The sequence below is a fragment of the candidate division WOR-3 bacterium genome (assembly GCA_039802205.1).
Taxonomy (GTDB): Bacteria; Hydrothermota; Tepidihabitantia; order SM23-42; family JAOAFX01; genus JAOAFX01.
In genome coordinates this window covers 15,568-34,548 of sequence record JBDRWD010000022.1, presented here as the reverse complement: position 1 = coordinate 34,548, position 18,981 = coordinate 15,568, and the positions used below count along the sequence as shown (strand labels likewise).

The following is an 18,981-nucleotide window of genomic DNA, read 5'->3' as shown; positions in this document are numbered from 1 at the left end:
AAGGTAGGGTCGGTGACTGGGGCTAAGTCGTAACAAGGTAGCCGTACGGGAACGTGCGGCTGGATCACCTCCTTTCAAAGAGAAAAAATTGACCCAATACCCTGGATTTTTGAGATAAAAAAGGAGGCGAAAATGAAGTTAGTGGGAAAGAGTTATGTAGTGTTCGGGATAGGGTTAGTATTTGTTCCATTGCTTATTAGTGGCACAACTTATGGTCCATACGATGTGTACTGCGATACTGCACTGTATAAAGACACAGTCTTTCATTTCACTGTGACCAATACCGCTGTGAACCTATATGGCTATGTTCATAATTATCAAATGCTTGGAGCAAGTAAAAAAGTTGCTTCTATATTCTTTGGGTTAACAAATGGTTATACTGGGACTACCTATGATCTGGTAGTGGATAGTATTCATGTTATTGTCCAAAAGTATACTATTCCCCAACCTTTACAGTGGACAAATTTTACTGAAGCAAAAATTAAAATTAATGGCGCAAATGTAAGTAATAAGCAATGTCATAAATATCTGCTCGAAATTGGTTTATCCACATACCGACAACGCACAAAGAACCTATCGCATTCGCTTTACTATTTTTGGGAGCTATGAATGAGAAAATTTAGTAGCACGATGAAAAAGACTTTTTGAAGGGTGTAGTTTTATGTCTTTAGCATTAATGCTCTTTTTATCATTACTTAAAGTAAGTGTGGTTGAATGCCAAGAGGTAAAAAGTCTAAAATGTGAATCGGACAGTACATTAGAAGTCATTATCCATTTAAAAGACCAGCCTGATCTGTCAATACTTCCATCCCATTTTTCAAAAAGTGAAAAGATAACCTATCTTAAGAAATTTGCCCAAACGAGCCAACAGCCACTGTTAGATTATTTATTATGTTTTTCTGACCAAATAGTGGAAATAAAAACCTATTGGATCTTCAACGGGTTGTATTTAAAAGCAACCAAACGAGTGATTGATGATATTGCGCGTCATCAAAAAGTTTCATTCATCACAAGAAATGATAAAATCTACTTAGATAAAACCGAGAACTGTGATTCTGATAAAAGGATGGCTGGTTATAATATCCGTATAATCAAGGCCGATTCCTGCTGGAATGAAGGTTTTGATGGAACTGGTGTTATTATTGGTAATATTGATTCGGGTGTTGATACTACACATCCGGCGCTTCAAGGGAAATGGTATCCAGGTGGTTGGTATGATGCAGTAAATGGTCTACCAGGACCTTATGATGATAATGGGCACGGAACATTCACTATGGGAATTATCTGTGGTGGGGACGGTAACGGTCCGTTTCCTGAAGATATAGGGGTAGCACCGGGAGTAAGGTTTATTGTTGCTAAAGCGTTCAATAGCCAGGGGGCAGCACCTTATTCTGCCATTCATGATTGTTTGCAATGGTTTGCGACAAAAAACGCGAAAATCCTTAACAATCCCTATACACAACCTGAATTTGACTCGCTATCTCTGGAATTTTGGAATGATCTTTTAAATTTGCGTAATCTTGGTGTCTGGCCAATTTTCAAAGTTGGTACAACAACTGCGCCCGCACCACCAAGTTCTGTAAAAACGCCAGGAAGTTATCCCATTCTCATAGCTGCTGGTGCTACTGATAGCCTTGATAATAGAATGCTTTGGTCGTGTCGTGGACCAGCACCTAATCATTCACCGTGGAATGATACATTATACTGGGGGAGGCCAGATTGGAATTTAATAAAACCTGACATTGTTGCCCCAGGGCACAATATAAAATCAGCATGGCCCGGGGGGCAGTATGATGTAAGCAATGGCACATCATGGGCTGCTGCGCATGTTACTGGTGCATTGGCAATCCTTTTGCAAAAAGATTCAACAGCCGCCTATGAGACAGTATATCAGACTTTGCTTAATTACACAGATCGGCCACCACAAGGAGGGCCATATCCTAACAACGAATATGGCTGGGGGAGGTTGAATATCTATTCAGCACTCCATGCCCTTGGGAGCGAAGAAATCAGTCACAAAATTCTTAGTTCAATATTATCCATTTCTCCCAATCCATTTAGTAAAGAGTGCAATATTCTAATCCAACATGCGAATAACAAAGAAATTTATTCTTTGAAAATCTACGATGCTAAGGGAGCAATAGTGAAATTATTTAAAACCAAAAATAATATTCTACCCATGAGAATCGTCTGGGATGGTACCAATGATAATCGAGAGACGGTGCCGAGTGGAATTTACTTTGTTGAATTACAACAGCAAAATGAAAGATTCATTAGGAAAATAGTATATGTTAAATAGTGTATCACTACAAGAAGGAAATTTGAAATGGTGAAACGAAGCTTTTTATCCACCATAATTCTTTTGGGTAACGGTATTTTAGTTGAAGTCTGTGCTCAGCGACTTGATACATTGTGGACCAGGGCTTACGGTGGATATTACCCAGAATACGGCTATTCAGTTAAACAAACTTATGATGGTGGATTTATATGTGTAGGTATCACAATGTCTTACGGTAATGGGGGATATGATGCCTGGTTATTAAAACTTAATACTGGTGGTGATACAGTATGGACCAAAACTTATGGTGGTAATTATGATGATGCTGGATACCAGGTGATACAAACCAGTGATGGAGACTATGTTATAGTTGGGAAGAAAAATAATTATGGTACAACTTATGATGATGTTTGGCTTTTAAAGGTCAATTCTAACGGTGATACTTTATGGACGAAGGCTTACGGGGGCACGCACAATGATTATGGCCGCTCAATACAACAGACATCTGATGGTGGATATATAATTGCGGGTGGAACGTGTTCTTTTGGTCAGGGTACTCCTACCTATTGGAATATTTATCTCATAAAGACAGATAATCAGGGTGATACAACATGGACTAAAGTTTATGGTGAAGATGGATTTGTAGATGATATCGCATATTCTGTTATTCAAACTACTGATGGTGGTTATCTCATTTGTGGTTGCACCGGACTTCATCCTCAATATGATCTTTATCTCATAAAAACAGATAGTAATGGCAATGTTCTTTGGACAAAAAAATATGGTGGCACAGGCCAGGAAATAGGATATTCGGTAATAGAAAGCAATGGTTCCTATCTGGCTGCAGGATATACAAACTCATATCCACCCAATCCGAGCAATTTCTATCTTTTGAAATTAAATCCAACTGGGGATACGATTTGGACAAAAAAATACGATCTCGGAGGTGATGAACATGGGCACTGTATAAAAGAGGCTTATGATGGTGGATATATCATTACTGGATTTACATATCTGCCCAATCAGTATGCCCAGGATATTTGCCTTGTGAGAATTGATTTCAACGGTGATGTGATCTGGACAAAAATCTTTCAAAAGGCAGATCACTTTGATGATGCTGTGGAAATTCAAAGAACAGATGACAATGGCTACATAATTGTTGGATATACTCAATTTTTATATTGGGATAATCGGGCAAATGAGCAACTTTATCTTGTTAGAACACAACCGGAAACAGCCGTTGAAGAACGGGTTTCGGACAATGAAACTAAAATTTCATTTTATATATATCCTAATTTCTTAACAAATAATAAAATTGTGATTAAGTATTATTTAAACCAGAGGGCACTCATTGATATCGCAGTTTACGATATTCTTGGAAAAAGAGTGCGGCATTTATTAACTACATATGCTGAAGCAGATGAATATAAACTCTCGTGGGATGGTAAAGATGATTATCATAATAACTTGCCCGCTGGTATATATTTTATCAAATGTAACAATGTGGCGAGAAAATTAGTAAAGACAAAATAAGTCGTAACAAGGTAGCCGTACGGGAACGTGCGGCTGGATCACCTCCTTTCAAAGAGAAAATTGACCTGATACTCTGGATTTTCGCAGATAAAAATGAAGTTACACAAGGAGGTTAAGATGAAAAATTTATTTGTTTGTCTTGGAACATTAATATCCAGTCTGATGGCTCTATGGATACCTTTTGATGGAACATCAGACCCAACCCCCCTCAATAGCCATCCTCAGCAATACCACGCGTCAGTTAATCCTTAATATCAAAATTCACGGCATGTTCTTACAAGATACAACAATAGGAGGGAAAACTTACCAGCGGATATTAATTCCTCAAGAAATAACTACAGAAAAGACGCAACTTACGAGACCATTTTTCTTTGATAGAATCTATCCAAATCCGACAAAGGGGATGATAAAAATCAGATTCAATTCACCGGACGAGCGCAAGATTACAATTAAACTCTATGATGTCTGTGGCTGTTTGGTGCACAAAGATTTAATAAAATCACGGCTTGGAATGAATGAAGTTTTGATAAGACCAGAAGGTCTATCTGCGGGTATCTATTTTGTGAGATTAGAGGTGGAAAACTACGGGCAAATGGAAAAGATAATATTGTTTAAGTAATTATGACTGGGAGATACCTCTCATTAACAATAGTATCTTTATGAACCATTAAATCAAAAATACATCTTAATACGACTTTAATCTTCTGGATTGGGAAATGAGAAGATGGCAAAGGTAATCCTCTATTTTCTATTTGCCAATTGGGCACCGCTAATAGAAATCATGGTAGACACTACCCAACTTAATTTATCCACTCCTTACATCGTGTCCGATTATCAAGGCAAGGTCTGGTTTGGTTGGAAGTATGGAACTATCGGTGTCCGTTATTATGAAGGCGGGATATTATCTGACTCTCAGACAGTGATGTCCGGGTTTCTCTTTTTCCAAGGTTTAATCAGAGATAAAAACGGCCTTATCTGGTGCCTTGCAGACAACGACATTGAGATTTGGGCGTGCTATTACAATGGGAATTTCTGGACAAACCCAATGGAGGTACCGGGGTTCCCTTCCTGTAATTTTGCTTCATTTCAAGGTGCTGATAGCCTTGGTAATTACTGGGTCTTCTGGACGACCGATTGGTTTGGGTATTTTACGGGCTGGACTCGCTGCTACAATGGGAGCGTCTGGTCTGAATCTATCTCGGTAGGCCCTCTACCTCCTCATATCAATGATGATTGTTTATTACACGGGGTTACTACATCAAAGAATGGAAGGTTATGGGCAGTGTGGACAGGGGTTGAGGCCTGTGATACCATTTTTGTCAGCACATACAATGGAACAAACTGGATTATTAACTTCAGAATCTGGGGAGGTGAGGACCCTTACGGCGTTAGTGCGCCTTTTTTTACCTCCTCCTTCATTGATAGTTCGGTATTCCTCTCCTATAGAACTTATGTTTCACCACACACGAACCATATCTTGAGTTTCAATTCAACCATTTCTCCCCCAGAAACAATCTGGACTGATACCCAATTTGAGAGGGCACCTTTGATTGCAAGCGATGATATGGGTCAAATATGGATGCTCCTTTGTGATTCCATTGCCCCTGGCAGGTGCCATCTCTATTGGGCAGTATGGAATGGAGATTCGGTGTCTACGCCCCAGTTACTTGATACCTCGCAGGTACTTTTACCAGCTTCAGATGAATACATCGCCTTTGATCCTTATTCAAGGAGGGTCTGGGCCGGGTTTATCGCCCATACCTATGAAAGGAGGACTTTTTATGCTACCTACTACGAGCTGGAGGGTGTAGAGGAAGGAAAACAGGAATCCAGCGAAAACGAATTGGTGCTGCATTGCTCACCAATTCCAGCCTCAGATGAGATGGTAATACAATATCAACTACATGTCAGTCAAATAATAAGGCTATCACTATTCAATAGCACAGGCAGATTGGTGGCAAAGTTATTTGATGGAATGAACCAAGCCGGTGCTCACCGACAGAGGTTTCTTTTTAAAGGTTGCCCGGCAGGCGTCTATTTTTTGGTCGTAGAATCCGACCGAGGTAGCATGAAAAAGAAAATTATAGTAATGAAGAGATAAACCTGGAGGTAGACATGAAGAATTTACCCCAAATTATCCTTTTTGCAGGCTTGTTGTTTATGGTATGTGGTAGGAATAAAAATCCTGGGGTTCCTTCTATCACCGGACCAACTGAAGTTTTTGTTGGTGAAGAGGATACATTCTTCCTCAGTGCGGTAGACCCTGATGAAGATTCATTAAGTTATTTAATAGATTGGGGTGATGGAAATTTTACAAGATGGTCTGATTATTATGCCAGTGGTGATACCGGTTCATTTGCCCATCGGTTTGCAACTGAAAGCCTTTACTATCTGAAGGCAATCGCCAAGGATTTAAATGGTGATACATCTGACTGGTCGCCTCTCTTAGCGATTGAAGTTCTTTCTGAATTGCAACTGAAGTGGTTATTTACTGCTTCAGGGGTTGAGCTTTGGTCTGAACCACCGGCAATTGGTTATGATGGCACAATCTATGTTGTCCTTGAGTGGCGACTTTATGCCCTTGACCCGTTCGGCAATCAAAAGTGGTCATACTATGTTGCAGATCATCCTATCACAAGTCCCGCAATCGGTGCGGATGGCACAATCTATGTTGGAGTGGGTAGTGGAGAATTTGTGGCACTCAATACCGATGGCTCAATAAAGTGGAGTTATCCTGCACCTTCACCTACCGGCGGGGCAATCGGAATAGACGGCACAATATACTTCGGTTCAGCTGATTCCTGCCTTTATGCATTAAACCCTGATGGAACCCTCAAGTGGAGATATAAAGCAGATGCAAAGGTTAATGCTACTCCGATAATAAATTCAAATGGTAATATTCACTTCCCAGCGGGTGATGGCTATTATTATGCAGTTTCTCCGGGCGGAGACCTGATTTGGAAAACAAAAATCACCTCAGATGCCAGCTGGTGGCACACCGCAGGAGCAATTTCTTCAGATGGAACGATTTTTACCATTCCAAATGGACAAGGAATCTATGCAATAAAATCAGATGGTTCAATCAAGTGGCATCTGCCCATTGAAGTTGATTTCCCATCTATAAATTCGCCGGTGATTGGTCCGGATGGAACAATCTATATTGCCGGCAAAGACAGTCTCTTTGCGATTTCACAGAATAGTAGCATAATCTGGACTCATCAAGGTGAATCATCTGGAACACCGATGGTCACTTCTGATGGTTCAATTATTGTGCCAATGCAATCCGAGATATATCTCTTTACCAATATAGGCAGGGCAAGGAGCAAGACAAAGATTACATACAGATATTCCCGCAGTTACATTGGCTATGCACCGACTATAGATAATAATGGCACAATCTATGATATTGGTTATAAAGAACGGTCCGCTACACTCTTTGCAATCCAGGGTAGAGACTCTCTTGCCCTATCTTCCTGGCCGATGTATCAACATGACCCCCAGCACACAGGAAGGGTTGATTAGCAAAGTAAAAGGGATCCGATCTCTACATTCATTTCTCACCTTTGCTTCTAGTTCTGTATAACGTTTGTGCAAATTCTTATCTCTATCCATCCGCTCCCGCAAATGCTGTTGAAATAAATACACCGTTTGAGAAGCCCGAGATCGGGTGTGGTATATGGAGTGAATTCGGTTTAGGTTGGGATGAATTCAGGGCGCCTGTCTCAAAAATTTCAATCGACTGATCATACTCATATACAATTTTTAAGGGAAGTGCTATAAATTCGAGTGTTTTATCTATAGCAAAAGATGGACATTTCCGATTTTGGTCTTCTTCATCCCATATCTTTCAGCAATCTGGATTGCCAAATCAGCCTGTCGCCTGGAAGTCCGCGGCATATCATTAAAACAGAAATGGGGATAAAATCCCAAGAAAGACCAAGGGATTTCTTTATTGAGCGAACTCAAAAATTTTGCCATTTCGGTTATTTCATACTCATCCAAATATCCTGGAATGAGCAGGGTACTAACAATAAGCAGGGGCGGCTTTTCCCTCTTTTTCATGTATCCGGCAACCAGCTTTATATTCTCTTTGGTATTTTTATTTGATACTCCACAAAGGGCAACATTCAAGGATTCTGAAAATGCTTTAAAATCAATCTTAATGCATCCATTCGTCTTTAAGGCAATCGTCACCCATTCTTCCATAATTGACGGCGCCACCGAGCCATTGGTCTCCCAGCAAACTCGAAATTTTTTATTTCTTTTTCTTTCAAGGATTTCTTTAGAAAGAGCAATTGTGTGTTGAGCAAAAGGAGTAGGGTCACCACCAAAATAGCAAATACAACTTGTCAAGGGGTCCGCATATTGAGCGATATCCATCACCGTTGCCCTATTTTTTCTCTCTTTGAATTGCCAGTTCTGACAGAAGAGACAATTGAATGTGCAACCTTCGTAGAAAACCGCCAGGTTTTTGTACCCGTAGTCCTTACTCCCTTCACAGACCCAGTCCGCAACACAATTTGTAGGCAGGGGGTCATGATACCAATCCACATAAGCCCATTCATTATCTGGGCCAGAAATCACACCACCCATATTCCGGCGCACACCACAGTAACCGGTATTCTCATCACCAATCTGGCAGTTATTACCACATAACCCACAGTTAACGCCGGTTTTATCTTCGGGGATTGACCCCGGGAGTTTAAATGGCTGCCTGGTCTTTTGGTGGATAGCTTCGATCTTGGGTTTTAATTTATCAAAATCTTGTCTGATACATTCCGGACAATAGGGAAGAATCTCGGATAATAATCGCTCTTTTCTACAGTTCTGGCAGATCACTGATATCTTTCATAAGCAACTACTTCGTGGAATTCTTTTCGACCCCGATCCTTGGGCTCCTCTGCCGGATACCCAATTGGTGTCAAGGCGACCACCCGCACATCATCCGGTATTCCCAGAATCTCTTTTACCTTTTTCTCCTCAAAAGCCCCAATCCAGCAGGTTCCCAGTCCTTCATTAGTTGCCGCAAGAATGATGTGGTCCATGGCAATTGCGAGATCAACCGCAAAGGAACTCATGTAGCCACCCATGCGTCCCCACGCGATCTTTTCCAATGCACACCCACAAATGATCACATCAGCATCTGCCATCCAGTGCTGACCCCTACATGCCTCCGCAATCCTTTTCTTTGTCTCTGAATCTTTTATCACAACAAATTTCCAGGGTTGAATATTTTTTGCCGAAGGCGCAATGCGACCGGCTTCAAGGATTCGCTTCAGAACTTCATCCGGGATGGGGTCGGATTTATATTTTCTCACACTCCTTCTTTTCTTTATCACCTCATAAAATTCCATTCGTGACCTCCTTTTATTGTACCAAATGAAATTCCGCTCTTACTCCTAGTAGACTTCTACACCGCGCCCGAGGTGATTTGAACACCTAACCTGCGGAGCCGGAGTCCGCCGTTCTATCCAATTGAACTACGGGCGCCTATGGTTAGTATAATTAAAATTTTATTTACGTCAATAGCCGTTTTATTGCCCCACCAATTAAGCAGAACCACAGAAAGAAAGAAATTCTCGCATGAGATGATAATAAGGCATGATACTTGGGATATAATGGGCTTCATGGGCACCATGGGGATTAATCCCGGATTGACCCAGGATTACCACTGGGGATTTTATAAAGCGCGCCTGTGTGGCATGAATTTTGCCCTTCCCCAGATAATCATCGATCTTACCTCCACCAAATGTCGCAAGAATTTGCAGGAGAGACTGGAGAAAAGAATTTTTAAGAGGGGTCGTTATTCCTGGTTCTTTATTTATGTACTCTATCGACAGATCAAATTGTTTACCGAGTTCGGTTATGTGGGTTATTATCTTCTCAATGTTCTCTTCGGGAATCGGCCTAACTTCCAATCCAGCCCAGGCAACTGTAGGGGTGGTATTGAAATTCCCGATTTCACCGGAGAGAAAATAAGGGAAGGTAAAAGTAGTCTTCCATTCGCTTTCGGACGGTCTTGAAAAATATTCAAAAATCCGGTTACGGAATTCCATTATTCTTTCTAACGCGGTCAAACCTTTTAACTGGGCGGTGTGTTCAGCACTTCCTGATGCTACAATCTTTATGCGGATGAGACCCCGGTTTTTATATTCCAATCTTCCCAGACAGACATCACCTTCGCCGGTTCTTTCTGCGACAATCACAAAATCCGGTTGATAATTAGTGGTTTTATATAATTCTTCAAGGATAAACGGTGTTCCCCATCTTTCGGTTTCGCCCGATTCTTCGTTTCCCACCAGGATCAGTCCACAATTTATCTTTTTGTTCTCCAGTTTCAAATCTTTAAAAAGCACCATCAGGGTGGCGACCGTGCAGAGCATATCGGTTGCCCCGCGCGCTTTAAGCCATTCTCCTTCAATGAATGGCACCATCTGTGTCTCAGAAATCGGTGAGACACGGTCATAATGACCCGCAAAAAGAATCCTCCCGGACAATTCTTTTTGCGTCTGTAAGTCGCAGTATAATGCAGGTACTGATTCTTTATCTTTAAGCTCAATCACCCTTAGACCCGCCTTTTTCAGGTATGCAACGATAAACTCAAAACATTTCACTACTCCCTCTGGATTTTTAAACCGCCCGACACTTATCGCGGGAATTTTTATCAACTCCATTGCCAGGCTCAATATTTCCTTTTGTTTTTGCTCCCCATATATATAATTCATTCTAACTCCCTTAAACTCTGCTCTAACCTGGTTATTGCGCCCAGCGTATATTCCGGAGCATTAGCATAAGAAAAACGGATAAAATGGGGCTGTCGGAAAACTGAACCCGGGATTATCGCCAAGCCACATCTTGCCGAAAGATAGGATTTTAAAATATCTACATTTTCAATCTTTTCGATTTTGCGACCGTGCGTATCGAAAAACTCTTTTCCCTGGGGGATTCTTTTTCCGAGCCATGGATAGATATTGATGAAAGCATAGTAACCCTGGTCACAGATGAATTTAAAGTTGAACGCTTTCAGTTTTTCCTTTACTATCGCCCGGCTCAATGCGGTAGGCTCTACAATCCTTTTTACCCAGGGATGTATCAACGGATTTTTTTGGCTATATACCTCATAAGCAACTGCCTCGCCGGCGACATTGGGCAGGACCGTATGGGTCGCAATTCCCTTTAATTTTTTAGCGAATTCAATTGAACCACAGACCAGATGGGCATTTCGCAGATTTGATGCCCCTACCATTTTGGTCAACCCATCCATAAAGACAACTTTCTTTTTGCCTTCGGGGCTCAAAGATTTAAAGATTCTATTCACATCATAACAACCGACCTCTGGGTCCGTCACTGCCTGGTAGATCAAGTCCACAAAGATATAATTGATTCCTCTGGCGACAGCGTGTTCAATGAGATTTACTATTTCTTTATCGTTTAGATAATTCCCCGTAGGATTATCCGGGCTGGTGATAATAATACCCACAATCCTTCTCGCATGCCTCTGGACATATTCTATGGAGAGGTCAATTCCTTCGGGAGTGATTTTAAAAGCATTATCCGGATTCCCTGGGGCACATACGATGTTGAAACCATTCAGATATGAACCTTCAGGATAAGAGCCCCAAGGAGCAGCGCTCACGAGGATGAAATCACCATGACCGCCACAATCCTGAGAAAGTGCCTGATACCACTTCTGTAGGATATCACGACCTCCATCACCGATGATAATATTCTCCGGAGTGAGACCCGTATCCAGGTCAAATCGGTAGTAATTCTCAAAAATTGCTTTCCGCAATATTAAACTTCCATTCGGTTCACCGTATTTTGTCGCACGCTCTTCTGGCAGATACCTTAATAATGCCTCGGCAATCTCCTGCTTTGGAATACCCCCCAGACTCATCCCACCATCACCCTGGGATGCATCATAGACCGGAACGGTAGGATGATCTTTGATAAACTCATCCAGCTCCTGTTTTATTGTAAACATCTTTGAGGGCCAAACTTCACGCCGAGGATATTTTGCGATCGGGACCCAGTTTTCCGCTTTGTCAAAAAATTGCGGGATCAAACTCTGGGACACATCCTGTCCCGGATAACAGACATCATAATTTTTCATAAGCACCTCCTTTTATTTATACGATTTGAAAAAAGTCATCTCCTGAGGGTATTCTGTCATCCCAGCAATCCCCCAATTCAATCTTTCCGAAAGTTCTTCAAGTAGATATCGCTTTCGTGCCCTCAGGTAATCTCTGATGATTTCATCCGGGACGATGATCAGACCGCTTTTTGTCCGTGGGGGATTTCGGCCCAGACTCTTGAGCACGCTATTTATTTTCTTCCCGGCTTCATTCTCCTGACCTTTGCTTAACTCATAAAGAGGCTTCAGGTCTTCATACGTACCAATCTCCCGGGCAAAATTATCAATAGTTTTCAAGGTGGAAGAAAGAAACTCACGTATCTTCATCTTTTTACCGGTCCAGGGATGTATTATTGTACAATTCAAGCCATCTTTGGTTGCTTGTTTTTCATTATACTCCAACCTTTTTAAGTCTTTGCGGTCGTAGGTGAAAGAAGAAGCGAATTCTGGATGCGCGAAGAGATAAAGGGCTAAGGTAAAGATGAAACCGGCTTTTCCCTGTTCAAATTCATAATCGCCTCCTGACTCCTCGCACCGTATCTCCAGTCGGCTCAGCGGCACACCCAGCAGCCGGCGCACATTATCCTTCTGCCACAATCTTATCAGGGCATTCAATGTATAACCTTTCTTTTTTAGCCATCCGGTTCTTTCGGCAATTTGTAACTTTTCAATGAATGTCAAATCTTCGAGTTTCAGTAAAGCACGGAGCGCGGGCTCAGATTCCAGCTCTTCTCTATCAATGACAATATCATGGAACCAACATGCCCGCTCCAACGATAATGGAACCTCACCCAATCTCCTTTCTCCTTTTGGTCTTATGGGCATATAATTGTTGGCACCAATAATCACGCCTTTGTCAATCAATTCCAACGAAAGTTTCTGAAAATGGGTATAATTGTGCAGCATGAATGGTTGATTGGTACTTTCGATTTGCGGCAAACGCCGCCAGCGATTAGATTGATAACCAGTGAGGACCGTATAAACAGCATCATCTTCTATTATGTAATCGAAGGGTGAATTAGCTTCAATGGCAATGATTAAACTGGCAAATGCCCGGAGCCGGGCGGCAAGCCAGATGTAGATTTCGTTTTTGAAATCCACATAACCGGTGCTCCCCCGTTCTTTTTTCATATCGGAGCGGTGGTATTGATAGTCAATAAGGGGCTCGGGAAGGGAAATGTTACCGTGCATACCTTGAGGGGTGAGTTTATCACCGTAACGACGAACCATCTCCTCCAGATACGCCTTTTTATCTTTTCCCCAGACTTCAGGAATACTTTCGGTATCTATTTTTGCAGGTTTATACAGTGTTCCGCTGCTCAAAAGTATCTCTTCCATTGCCGGAAATTCATTCTGGATATGGGACAATGCGAACCACAAATAAGCTTCAGCCATTAATATTTCATTAACTGCCTGCCGGTATGAGATCTCAGGTTCAGTAATCACCTCTATCATATAATCAAAGACCTCAGGCATTATTCTTCTTCGCAGTTCAAAAGGTATATCACCATACATTGTTACGAATTTGAAAGCAGATTGTCTCCCGATCTTCTGCACAGCATAAAGATTCTTGGCGTTAATAAATGCAAATTCTTTCTCAATCCCGTAAATATTTGTTTCACCCTCTTTTTGTGCAAGTTCAAGTGCCTTAATTACCTGTCGGGGCTTAATTTTTTCTAATTTTAAACTTTTCTCCACCATCTCCTCCACTCTTGTTAGATGCTCCATCTACCTGGCGTTTTGGGGAATAGAGTTGCCTCAGAAATATCGTTAAGCCCGCATATAAACCGTGTCAACCTTTCTAAGCCGATGCCAAACCCGCAAGATGGGAACAGTCCTTTTTTAACAAATTCGAGATACCATTTAAAATCTTCGGGATTGTTGCCAGCAATTTTCATACGTTCCACAATCCTCTCGTATTTAAACTCCCGTTCACCTCCGGAAAGTGCTTCACCATAGCCTTCGGGATAAATCAAATCCATATCACATAGGATCCCTGGCTTATCTTCATATTCTCGGTCATAAAACTCCCTTACTTCTATCGGAAAGTCAATCACCCAAAAAGGTTCGATTGAAGCCCGCGAGATTATCATCTCAAACTTATTACCATATTGGTTATATAAATCAAGGTATCTGTATCTTTTGAACGGTCCTGTAGGTAGCTTTAAATTCCTACCTAAATCACTCAATTCATTATAACAATTTTTCACCACCTGAGAGATAATTTCTACTATCATCTCCTCAGCAAGTTCCATCATTGTTTCTCGTGTTGCATTCCTCATCTCAAGGTCAATCTGTGTAAATTCAATCAGGTGGTTACCCGTGGATGAATATTCCGGTGGTTCTAACCTTACATTCGGTGAAAAAATGAAAATCTTATCCACACTTAGAAGCGCAATCTGTTTGTGGAATATCATGCTTTTTGTAAGTTGGTATTTCATTCCAAGGTAATGTATTGAAGCATCTAATACCTGATGGCGCAGAGGATCAGTTAGCGGTGATATTATTACCGGATTAATTTCTAAAAATCCTTTCTCGCGAAGGAATTTGCCGGCTATGAATCGTATTTCACTGGCTATCCTCAAGATAGCCCGCAAGCGACTAGATTTTATGGTGCGCTCTAATCCCATTATATCAATCATTTCTTCCATAAAGCCTCCTTTCATCAAATAAAAAAGCCCACCAAAATTGGTGGGCTTTCTGCCTCTCCAATAATCATCAAAGCAGAAAGCCCGGATCCTTATTCTTATTATCTCTCATTGTCCGGTGGGAAAGGCAGGAAAGTCCAAGCATGGCTGATTATACACACTTTATAACTTATGTCAATAGAGTAAATCATTTGCGCCACATTGACAAAATGAGTTATATCCGTATACTTAAACCAGAGGTCCTTGGGGCATGCAATCACTCAGCAGGGAATTAATTATATGAAGAACATAAGCCGCAGGGAATTCTTAAAATTTGGTCTGGGTCTTGCTGCCAATTTTATTCTACCGGTGAAAATATTCGAGGCACAGGGAGGAAGTACACCGCACCCCATTATCGGTGTTGCCCGCGGCAAAAGTAAACGGCTGGTAAAAGCCGCGGTGGATGTTATCGGAGGAATTGATAAATTCATCAAACCCGGTGACCGGGTGCTTATTAAACCCAACATTTCTTTTTCGGCGAATACCGAATGTGGTGCCACCACAAGCGTGGAAGTAATAAAACAGGTTGTGGAACTCTCCCTTGAAGCAGGTGCATCAAAGATCGTTATCATTGATTATCCGCTGGCGAATGCTGAAATATGTATTGAAAAAACCAGGGTTAGAGAAGCAATTGTAGATCCAAACAAAGTTAGTTTATTAATGTTAAATAAAGAACACCAATTTTGGGAGATTGAAGTGCCCGACGGCAAGGAACTGAAAACCATCAAGATTGCCCGGGAACTGCAGAAAGTAGATAAATTTATCAACCTTCCTACGGCAAAATCACACTCGGCAACCGGGGTGAGTTTGGGAATAAAAAACTTGATGGGACTTATCTGGAACCGTAATTATTTGCACCGAGTTGACCTGCATCGGGCAATTGCTGAACTCGGACTGGTATTTAAACCCGACCTTACAATTGTTGATGCAACAAGGGTTTTGACCAGCGGTGGACCAGGTGGTCCTGGTAAAACGGTGATATTGAATACCGTCATCGCAGGCACAGATATGGTTGCGGTTGATTCATATACAGTAGGAATCAGTCAGTGGTACAATAAATCGTTTACCGGTAAGAATGTAAAACACATCGCCTATGCTTATGAGCTCGGACTCGGTGAGATTGATACAGAAAAAATGGTGATTAAGGAGGTTAAGGTATAAAGAAACACCGCACGATAAGATTATCTACTCAATTAATCTTTTTATTCACCTTTATCTTTTTATTCTTACTGATCAACTATAATACAAAGTTCAATTTTCTATATTTCTACTATTTTGACCCGCTGATTTTTTTAATCATCAGTATTTCAAACCGCATATTACTCAGTCCATACCTTTTTTCCCTTATTCTAATTTTTTTAACACTCATTTTTGGCAGATTCTTCTGTGGTTTTATCTGTCCGTTAGGGACAGTAATCGATTTATCCGGAATGCTCATTAAGCCACAAAAATTGTTGATTATACAAAACAGACTCAAAAAATTCAAATATCTAATACTGATATTTATAATTACAGCGGCGGTTCTCGGTTTTTCTTTTATTCAATATTTTGACCCAATTGTGATATTTGAAAGGGCTCTTTTGTTGATTGTATTTCCTGTCATTTCATTTTTTGTCGGCATTTTTACTCTAAAGGCTTCTTTTGCTTATACCGAAAGATTATTTGCCCTTTTGTTTTTCGCGATAATACTCGGCTTGAATTTTTTTTCAAAAAGATTCTGGTGTCAGAATATCTGCCCATTGGGTGGACTCTTTGCGTTTTTTTCAAAATTCTCACTATTTAAATTTTTCTTTGGCGCGGGGTGTAAGCAATGTGCTTTATGCGAAAAGGTCTGCCCGACCCGTGCGATAGATTCAAAAAATGAGACGATTGACACAGGCGAATGTATTATCTGCCTTAACTGTATCTATGAGTGTCCGGAAAATGTAATTAAATATAAAATAAGATTTTCACAACCTGAATTTGATATTAAGAAACGTCAGGTAATCTTCTCTATCGGCAGTGCTTTTATCCTTGCACCATTATTGCGTTCAGTTCATCATCAAAAAATTGAAGGAAGATTGATCCGTCCGCCCGGCTCAATTCCTGAATCAGAATTTTTAAGTAGATGCTTGCATTGTGGCAGGTGTATGAAGGTATGTCCCACGAATGGACTCCAGCCCTGTCTTTTTGAATCAGGTATTCTGGGGCTCTGGACCCCAAGACTCATCCCGCGCATTGGTGCCTGCGAAAAAAATTGCAATATGTGCGGCAAGGTTTGTCCGACTTCGGCAATAAGGAATTTATCTTTGAAAGAAAAGAGTTATGCGAAGATCGGGACTGCAATTATTGACAAGGCGAGGTGTATTGCATGGGAACAAAACAAGGCCTGTTTGATATGTGATGAAGCCTGCCAGTATAATGCAATCAATTTAATTAATGAAACGGTTTATGGAATAACATTGGGTAGACCAATTGTTGATGAAAGAATATGCACAGGCTGTGGTATGTGTGAAAATCGCTGCCCGGTTGAAGGAACCGCTGCGATACAGGTATATTCCATTGGCGAAGAAAGGAAGCAATCTGGTTCTTATATCACTGAAGAAAAAGAAAGATTGCGAAATTGTGAAGAAAAAGAGGAAGACATCCCTTCGGGGTTTATGATTAAGTGAAAGAAATTCCAACTAATTATTTTTTTAATATCTGGATTCTATCAAAATATACTGCGCCCCCTATGCCGTATTCGGTGGATAGGGCAAAGGTGTCAGAGATTGATTTCTCTGCCGCAGGAACATTATCAGCAATCTTCTGTTCGTTTATCCAGACATCCATTAACAGATTATCATAATCAAGGTGCACTTTTACATTATACCACAGATTTTTTTGCCACTTATAACCGGTTGGTTGTGGATCAACACCCCGCACATACACCAGACTATCGTTGAAATCAAAAAGAACACCGTTATATATCGTACCCAGTGTGGGGCTCAATTTTACAAAAAATCCTGCAAGCGCACCGGCCGGGCTCGTCTCCGGAATCATTAAGGCATATTCATAAGTAAGTTTATGCAATTTTTTTAAATCAAGTTCAATGCCATCAGTTCTTACCCATTGTGAAGAGCCACAAAGTCGGAAACTCTTAAATCCATCATAGGAAAAAAGTGAATCAACATAGGTACTTTCACCGATTCCGGGCCAGATTTGAAACCAGTATTGGGAAGGGTAATTGTGAATATAATAAAATTCAAAATCATCATAAAAGAGCAGAATATTATAGACCATTACTGAGATTGTTTCAGAGTATATATAATTCCCGTTTTCAAGTTCAGCCTTTGCATATATCGTATGAATTGAACTATCAGGAAGGGGAATTGTATTCCATAAATATGAATACGGCTCTTTTTCAAAAAATTTTACAAGCGAATCATCAATGTAAAATCCAAGTGCAGATATCTCCCCACCATCAGCAACCCGGGCAGTAATCTCCACAATCCCCCCCACCACCGCTCCATTTGGTGGATTGATGATTTCAATCGTAATTTTCGTCTTTGCACAATCTATCGGCAAAGTCAGAACAAGTCCCCAAAATACTATTTTAATTAAAGTAACGAATTTTTTTCTCATCTTTTATAATAATATAGCAAAAACTGGCAAAGTGTCAATCAGGTTTTCTAATCCTCCTATTGAACTCGGTATTTTTATTTAAACAGCGCTGAAGAGCCAAAATTTTTCTCACCTTGATGTTCTTTAATTTTAGCGGAAAAAATAGGGATCAGCTTAATCGTTAGATTACACTAAATATCTCCCTTAAAAACATATTTTTCGCGCTTCACTTTCTTCTTGACTTTCTGGGGATTATATATAATTATCCCCAGATAGGAGAAAAATATGACTTTAAGTCAAGCAAGGCTAAAATTAAGGCAACTGGCTAACGAATTAATAAAATTATTGAATATTTTTTAGCCAGGAAATTATTAATTAAAGGTGGTGTGTATCAGAGTAAAAGTCGCTCTGGCAAGCCTAATTGTCGGTGTGTTCGTGAAAGGGCATTGCATGTGGTGTGGAAGTTATATTAGACTGAAGGTGGTAAAACAGATTGCCATAAAAAAGAGCGCGGTCTATGATTATCAACAGCTGACCGCCAATTATCAGCGTTTCCGCAGGGCACGGTTGGTGAAGATTTATCAGGAGATGATTCAATTGATAAATTTCATAGAACGGGGCTTAACCAAAGGTAAGGTTAAAAGTTATCTAAAGAAACACTGATGATTAAACAAGCGAAACTTACCAAAATATTTTATCAAACAGTGCATCATTTTTAATTTACTGATGGGCTTAAAACAATTAATGATTCCAGGCATAAAGGTAGT

General features: G+C 40.7%; 16 protein-coding genes, 1 tRNA gene and 1 rRNA gene. 10 read left to right on the top strand and 8 right to left on the bottom strand.

Annotated elements, in window-relative coordinates; translation table 11 throughout:
- The 7 genes from ABIL39_06300 to ABIL39_06270 all read left to right on the top strand — a co-directional run.
- Positions 1–75, top strand: a 16S ribosomal RNA gene (locus tag ABIL39_06300); the annotation flags it as partial.
- Between the two features lie 57 nt (positions 76–132).
- Complete coding sequence (locus tag ABIL39_06295; protein ID MEO0165730.1) at positions 133–609, top strand: hypothetical protein; 477 nt, start codon at positions 133–135, stop codon at positions 607–609.
- A gap of 52 nt (positions 610–661) precedes the next feature.
- Complete coding sequence (locus ABIL39_06290) at positions 662–2,299, top strand: S8 family peptidase (GenBank protein ID MEO0165729.1); 1,638 nt, start codon at positions 662–664, stop codon at positions 2,297–2,299.
- Positions 2,300–2,326: 27 nt separating this feature from the next.
- Entirely contained in the window at positions 2,327–3,811 is a 1,485-nt protein-coding gene (locus ABIL39_06285; GenBank protein MEO0165728.1) for a T9SS type A sorting domain-containing protein, read from the top strand.
- Positions 3,812–3,995: 184 nt separating this feature from the next.
- Positions 3,996–4,430: a T9SS type A sorting domain-containing protein gene (locus ABIL39_06280; protein MEO0165727.1), complete on the top strand. Its 435-nt coding sequence runs from the start codon at positions 3,996–3,998 to the stop codon at positions 4,428–4,430.
- A gap of 105 nt (positions 4,431–4,535) precedes the next feature.
- A complete protein-coding gene (locus tag ABIL39_06275) occupies positions 4,536–5,912 on the top strand; it encodes a T9SS type A sorting domain-containing protein (GenBank protein ID MEO0165726.1) in 1,377 nt (458 codons plus the stop codon).
- 14 nt (positions 5,913–5,926) lie between these two features.
- Entirely contained in the window at positions 5,927–7,333 is a 1,407-nt protein-coding gene (locus ABIL39_06270) for a PQQ-binding-like beta-propeller repeat protein (GenBank protein MEO0165725.1), read from the top strand.
- 273 nt (positions 7,334–7,606) lie between these two features.
- Here the strand turns inward: ABIL39_06270 and ABIL39_06265 are convergent, their stop codons facing one another.
- The 7 genes from ABIL39_06265 to ABIL39_06235 all read right to left on the bottom strand — a co-directional run bounded on the left by ABIL39_06265 (position 7,607) and on the right by ABIL39_06235 (position 14,596).
- Positions 7,607–8,650: a radical SAM protein gene (locus tag ABIL39_06265; protein ID MEO0165724.1), complete on the bottom strand. Its 1,044-nt coding sequence runs from the start codon at positions 8,648–8,650 to the stop codon at positions 7,607–7,609.
- Positions 8,647–9,165, bottom strand: a complete 519-nt coding sequence (locus tag ABIL39_06260) for a nitroreductase family protein (GenBank protein MEO0165723.1) — start codon at positions 9,163–9,165, stop codon at positions 8,647–8,649. Before ABIL39_06260 ends, ABIL39_06265 begins: the two co-directional genes overlap by 4 nt.
- A 62-nt stretch (positions 9,166–9,227) precedes the next feature.
- Positions 9,228–9,301, bottom strand: a tRNA-Arg gene (locus tag ABIL39_06255).
- 59 nt (positions 9,302–9,360) lie between these two features.
- Positions 9,361–10,536 carry a M20/M25/M40 family metallo-hydrolase gene (locus ABIL39_06250; GenBank protein ID MEO0165722.1) on the bottom strand — a complete coding sequence of 392 codons (1,176 nt, stop codon included), beginning with the start codon at positions 10,534–10,536 and terminating at the stop codon, positions 9,361–9,363.
- On the bottom strand, positions 10,533–11,924 hold the full coding sequence (locus ABIL39_06245) for a pyridoxal phosphate-dependent aminotransferase (protein ID MEO0165721.1): 1,392 nt from the start codon (positions 11,922–11,924) through the stop codon (positions 10,533–10,535). Before ABIL39_06245 ends, ABIL39_06250 begins: the two co-directional genes overlap by 4 nt.
- Before the next feature lie 12 nt (positions 11,925–11,936).
- Entirely contained in the window at positions 11,937–13,643 is a 1,707-nt protein-coding gene (locus ABIL39_06240; protein ID MEO0165720.1) for a glutamate-cysteine ligase family protein, read from the bottom strand.
- Positions 13,644–13,660: 17 nt separating this feature from the next.
- A complete protein-coding gene (locus tag ABIL39_06235; protein ID MEO0165719.1) occupies positions 13,661–14,596 on the bottom strand; it encodes an asparagine synthetase A in 936 nt (311 codons plus the stop codon).
- Between the two features lie 276 nt (positions 14,597–14,872).
- Here ABIL39_06235 and ABIL39_06230 point away from each other — a divergent pair, with 276 nt between their 5' ends.
- Complete coding sequence (locus ABIL39_06230) at positions 14,873–15,793, top strand: DUF362 domain-containing protein (GenBank protein ID MEO0165718.1); 921 nt, start codon at positions 14,873–14,875, stop codon at positions 15,791–15,793.
- Between the two features lie 398 nt (positions 15,794–16,191).
- Positions 16,192–17,283 (top strand): 4Fe-4S binding protein, encoded by a 1,092-nt coding sequence (locus ABIL39_06225; GenBank protein MEO0165717.1) that lies wholly within the window; start codon positions 16,192–16,194, stop codon positions 17,281–17,283.
- Between the two features lie 16 nt (positions 17,284–17,299).
- Here ABIL39_06225 and ABIL39_06220 read toward each other — a convergent pair whose 3' ends face one another.
- Positions 17,300–18,235, bottom strand: a complete 936-nt coding sequence (locus ABIL39_06220; protein MEO0165716.1) for an Ig-like domain-containing protein — start codon at positions 18,233–18,235, stop codon at positions 17,300–17,302.
- Positions 18,236–18,664: 429 nt separating this feature from the next.
- Here ABIL39_06220 and ABIL39_06215 point away from each other — a divergent pair, with 429 nt between their 5' ends.
- Entirely contained in the window at positions 18,665–18,877 is a 213-nt protein-coding gene (locus tag ABIL39_06215; GenBank protein ID MEO0165715.1) for a hypothetical protein, read from the top strand.
- The last annotated feature ends 104 nt before the right edge of the window (positions 18,878–18,981 follow it).

Bases quoted from the DNA above. Each gene is read 5' to 3' on its own strand.
- ABIL39_06235 (MEO0165719.1), bottom strand. From the start codon at position 14,596: ATGGAAGAAATGATTGATATAATGGGATTAGAGCGCACCATAAAATCT.
- ABIL39_06245 (MEO0165721.1), bottom strand. From the start codon at position 11,924: ATGAAAAATTATGATGTCTGTTATCCGGGACAGGATGTGTCCCAGAGT.
- ABIL39_06220 (MEO0165716.1), bottom strand. From the start codon at position 18,235: ATGAGAAAAAAATTCGTTACTTTAATTAAAATAGTATTTTGGGGACTT.
- ABIL39_06285 (MEO0165728.1), top strand. From the start codon at position 2,327: ATGGTGAAACGAAGCTTTTTATCCACCATAATTCTTTTGGGTAACGGT.
- ABIL39_06250 (MEO0165722.1), bottom strand. From the start codon at position 10,536: ATGAATTATATATATGGGGAGCAAAAACAAAAGGAAATATTGAGCCTG.
- ABIL39_06275 (MEO0165726.1), top strand. From the start codon at position 4,536: ATGGCAAAGGTAATCCTCTATTTTCTATTTGCCAATTGGGCACCGCTA.
- ABIL39_06270 (MEO0165725.1), top strand. From the start codon at position 5,927: ATGAAGAATTTACCCCAAATTATCCTTTTTGCAGGCTTGTTGTTTATG.
- ABIL39_06260 (MEO0165723.1), bottom strand. From the start codon at position 9,165: ATGGAATTTTATGAGGTGATAAAGAAAAGAAGGAGTGTGAGAAAATAT.
- ABIL39_06280 (MEO0165727.1), top strand. From the start codon at position 3,996: ATGGAACATCAGACCCAACCCCCCTCAATAGCCATCCTCAGCAATACC.
- ABIL39_06290 (MEO0165729.1), top strand. From the start codon at position 662: ATGTCTTTAGCATTAATGCTCTTTTTATCATTACTTAAAGTAAGTGTG.
- ABIL39_06230 (MEO0165718.1), top strand. From the start codon at position 14,873: ATGAAGAACATAAGCCGCAGGGAATTCTTAAAATTTGGTCTGGGTCTT.
- ABIL39_06295 (MEO0165730.1), top strand. From the start codon at position 133: ATGAAGTTAGTGGGAAAGAGTTATGTAGTGTTCGGGATAGGGTTAGTA.
- ABIL39_06215 (MEO0165715.1), top strand. From the start codon at position 18,665: ATGTGGTGTGGAAGTTATATTAGACTGAAGGTGGTAAAACAGATTGCC.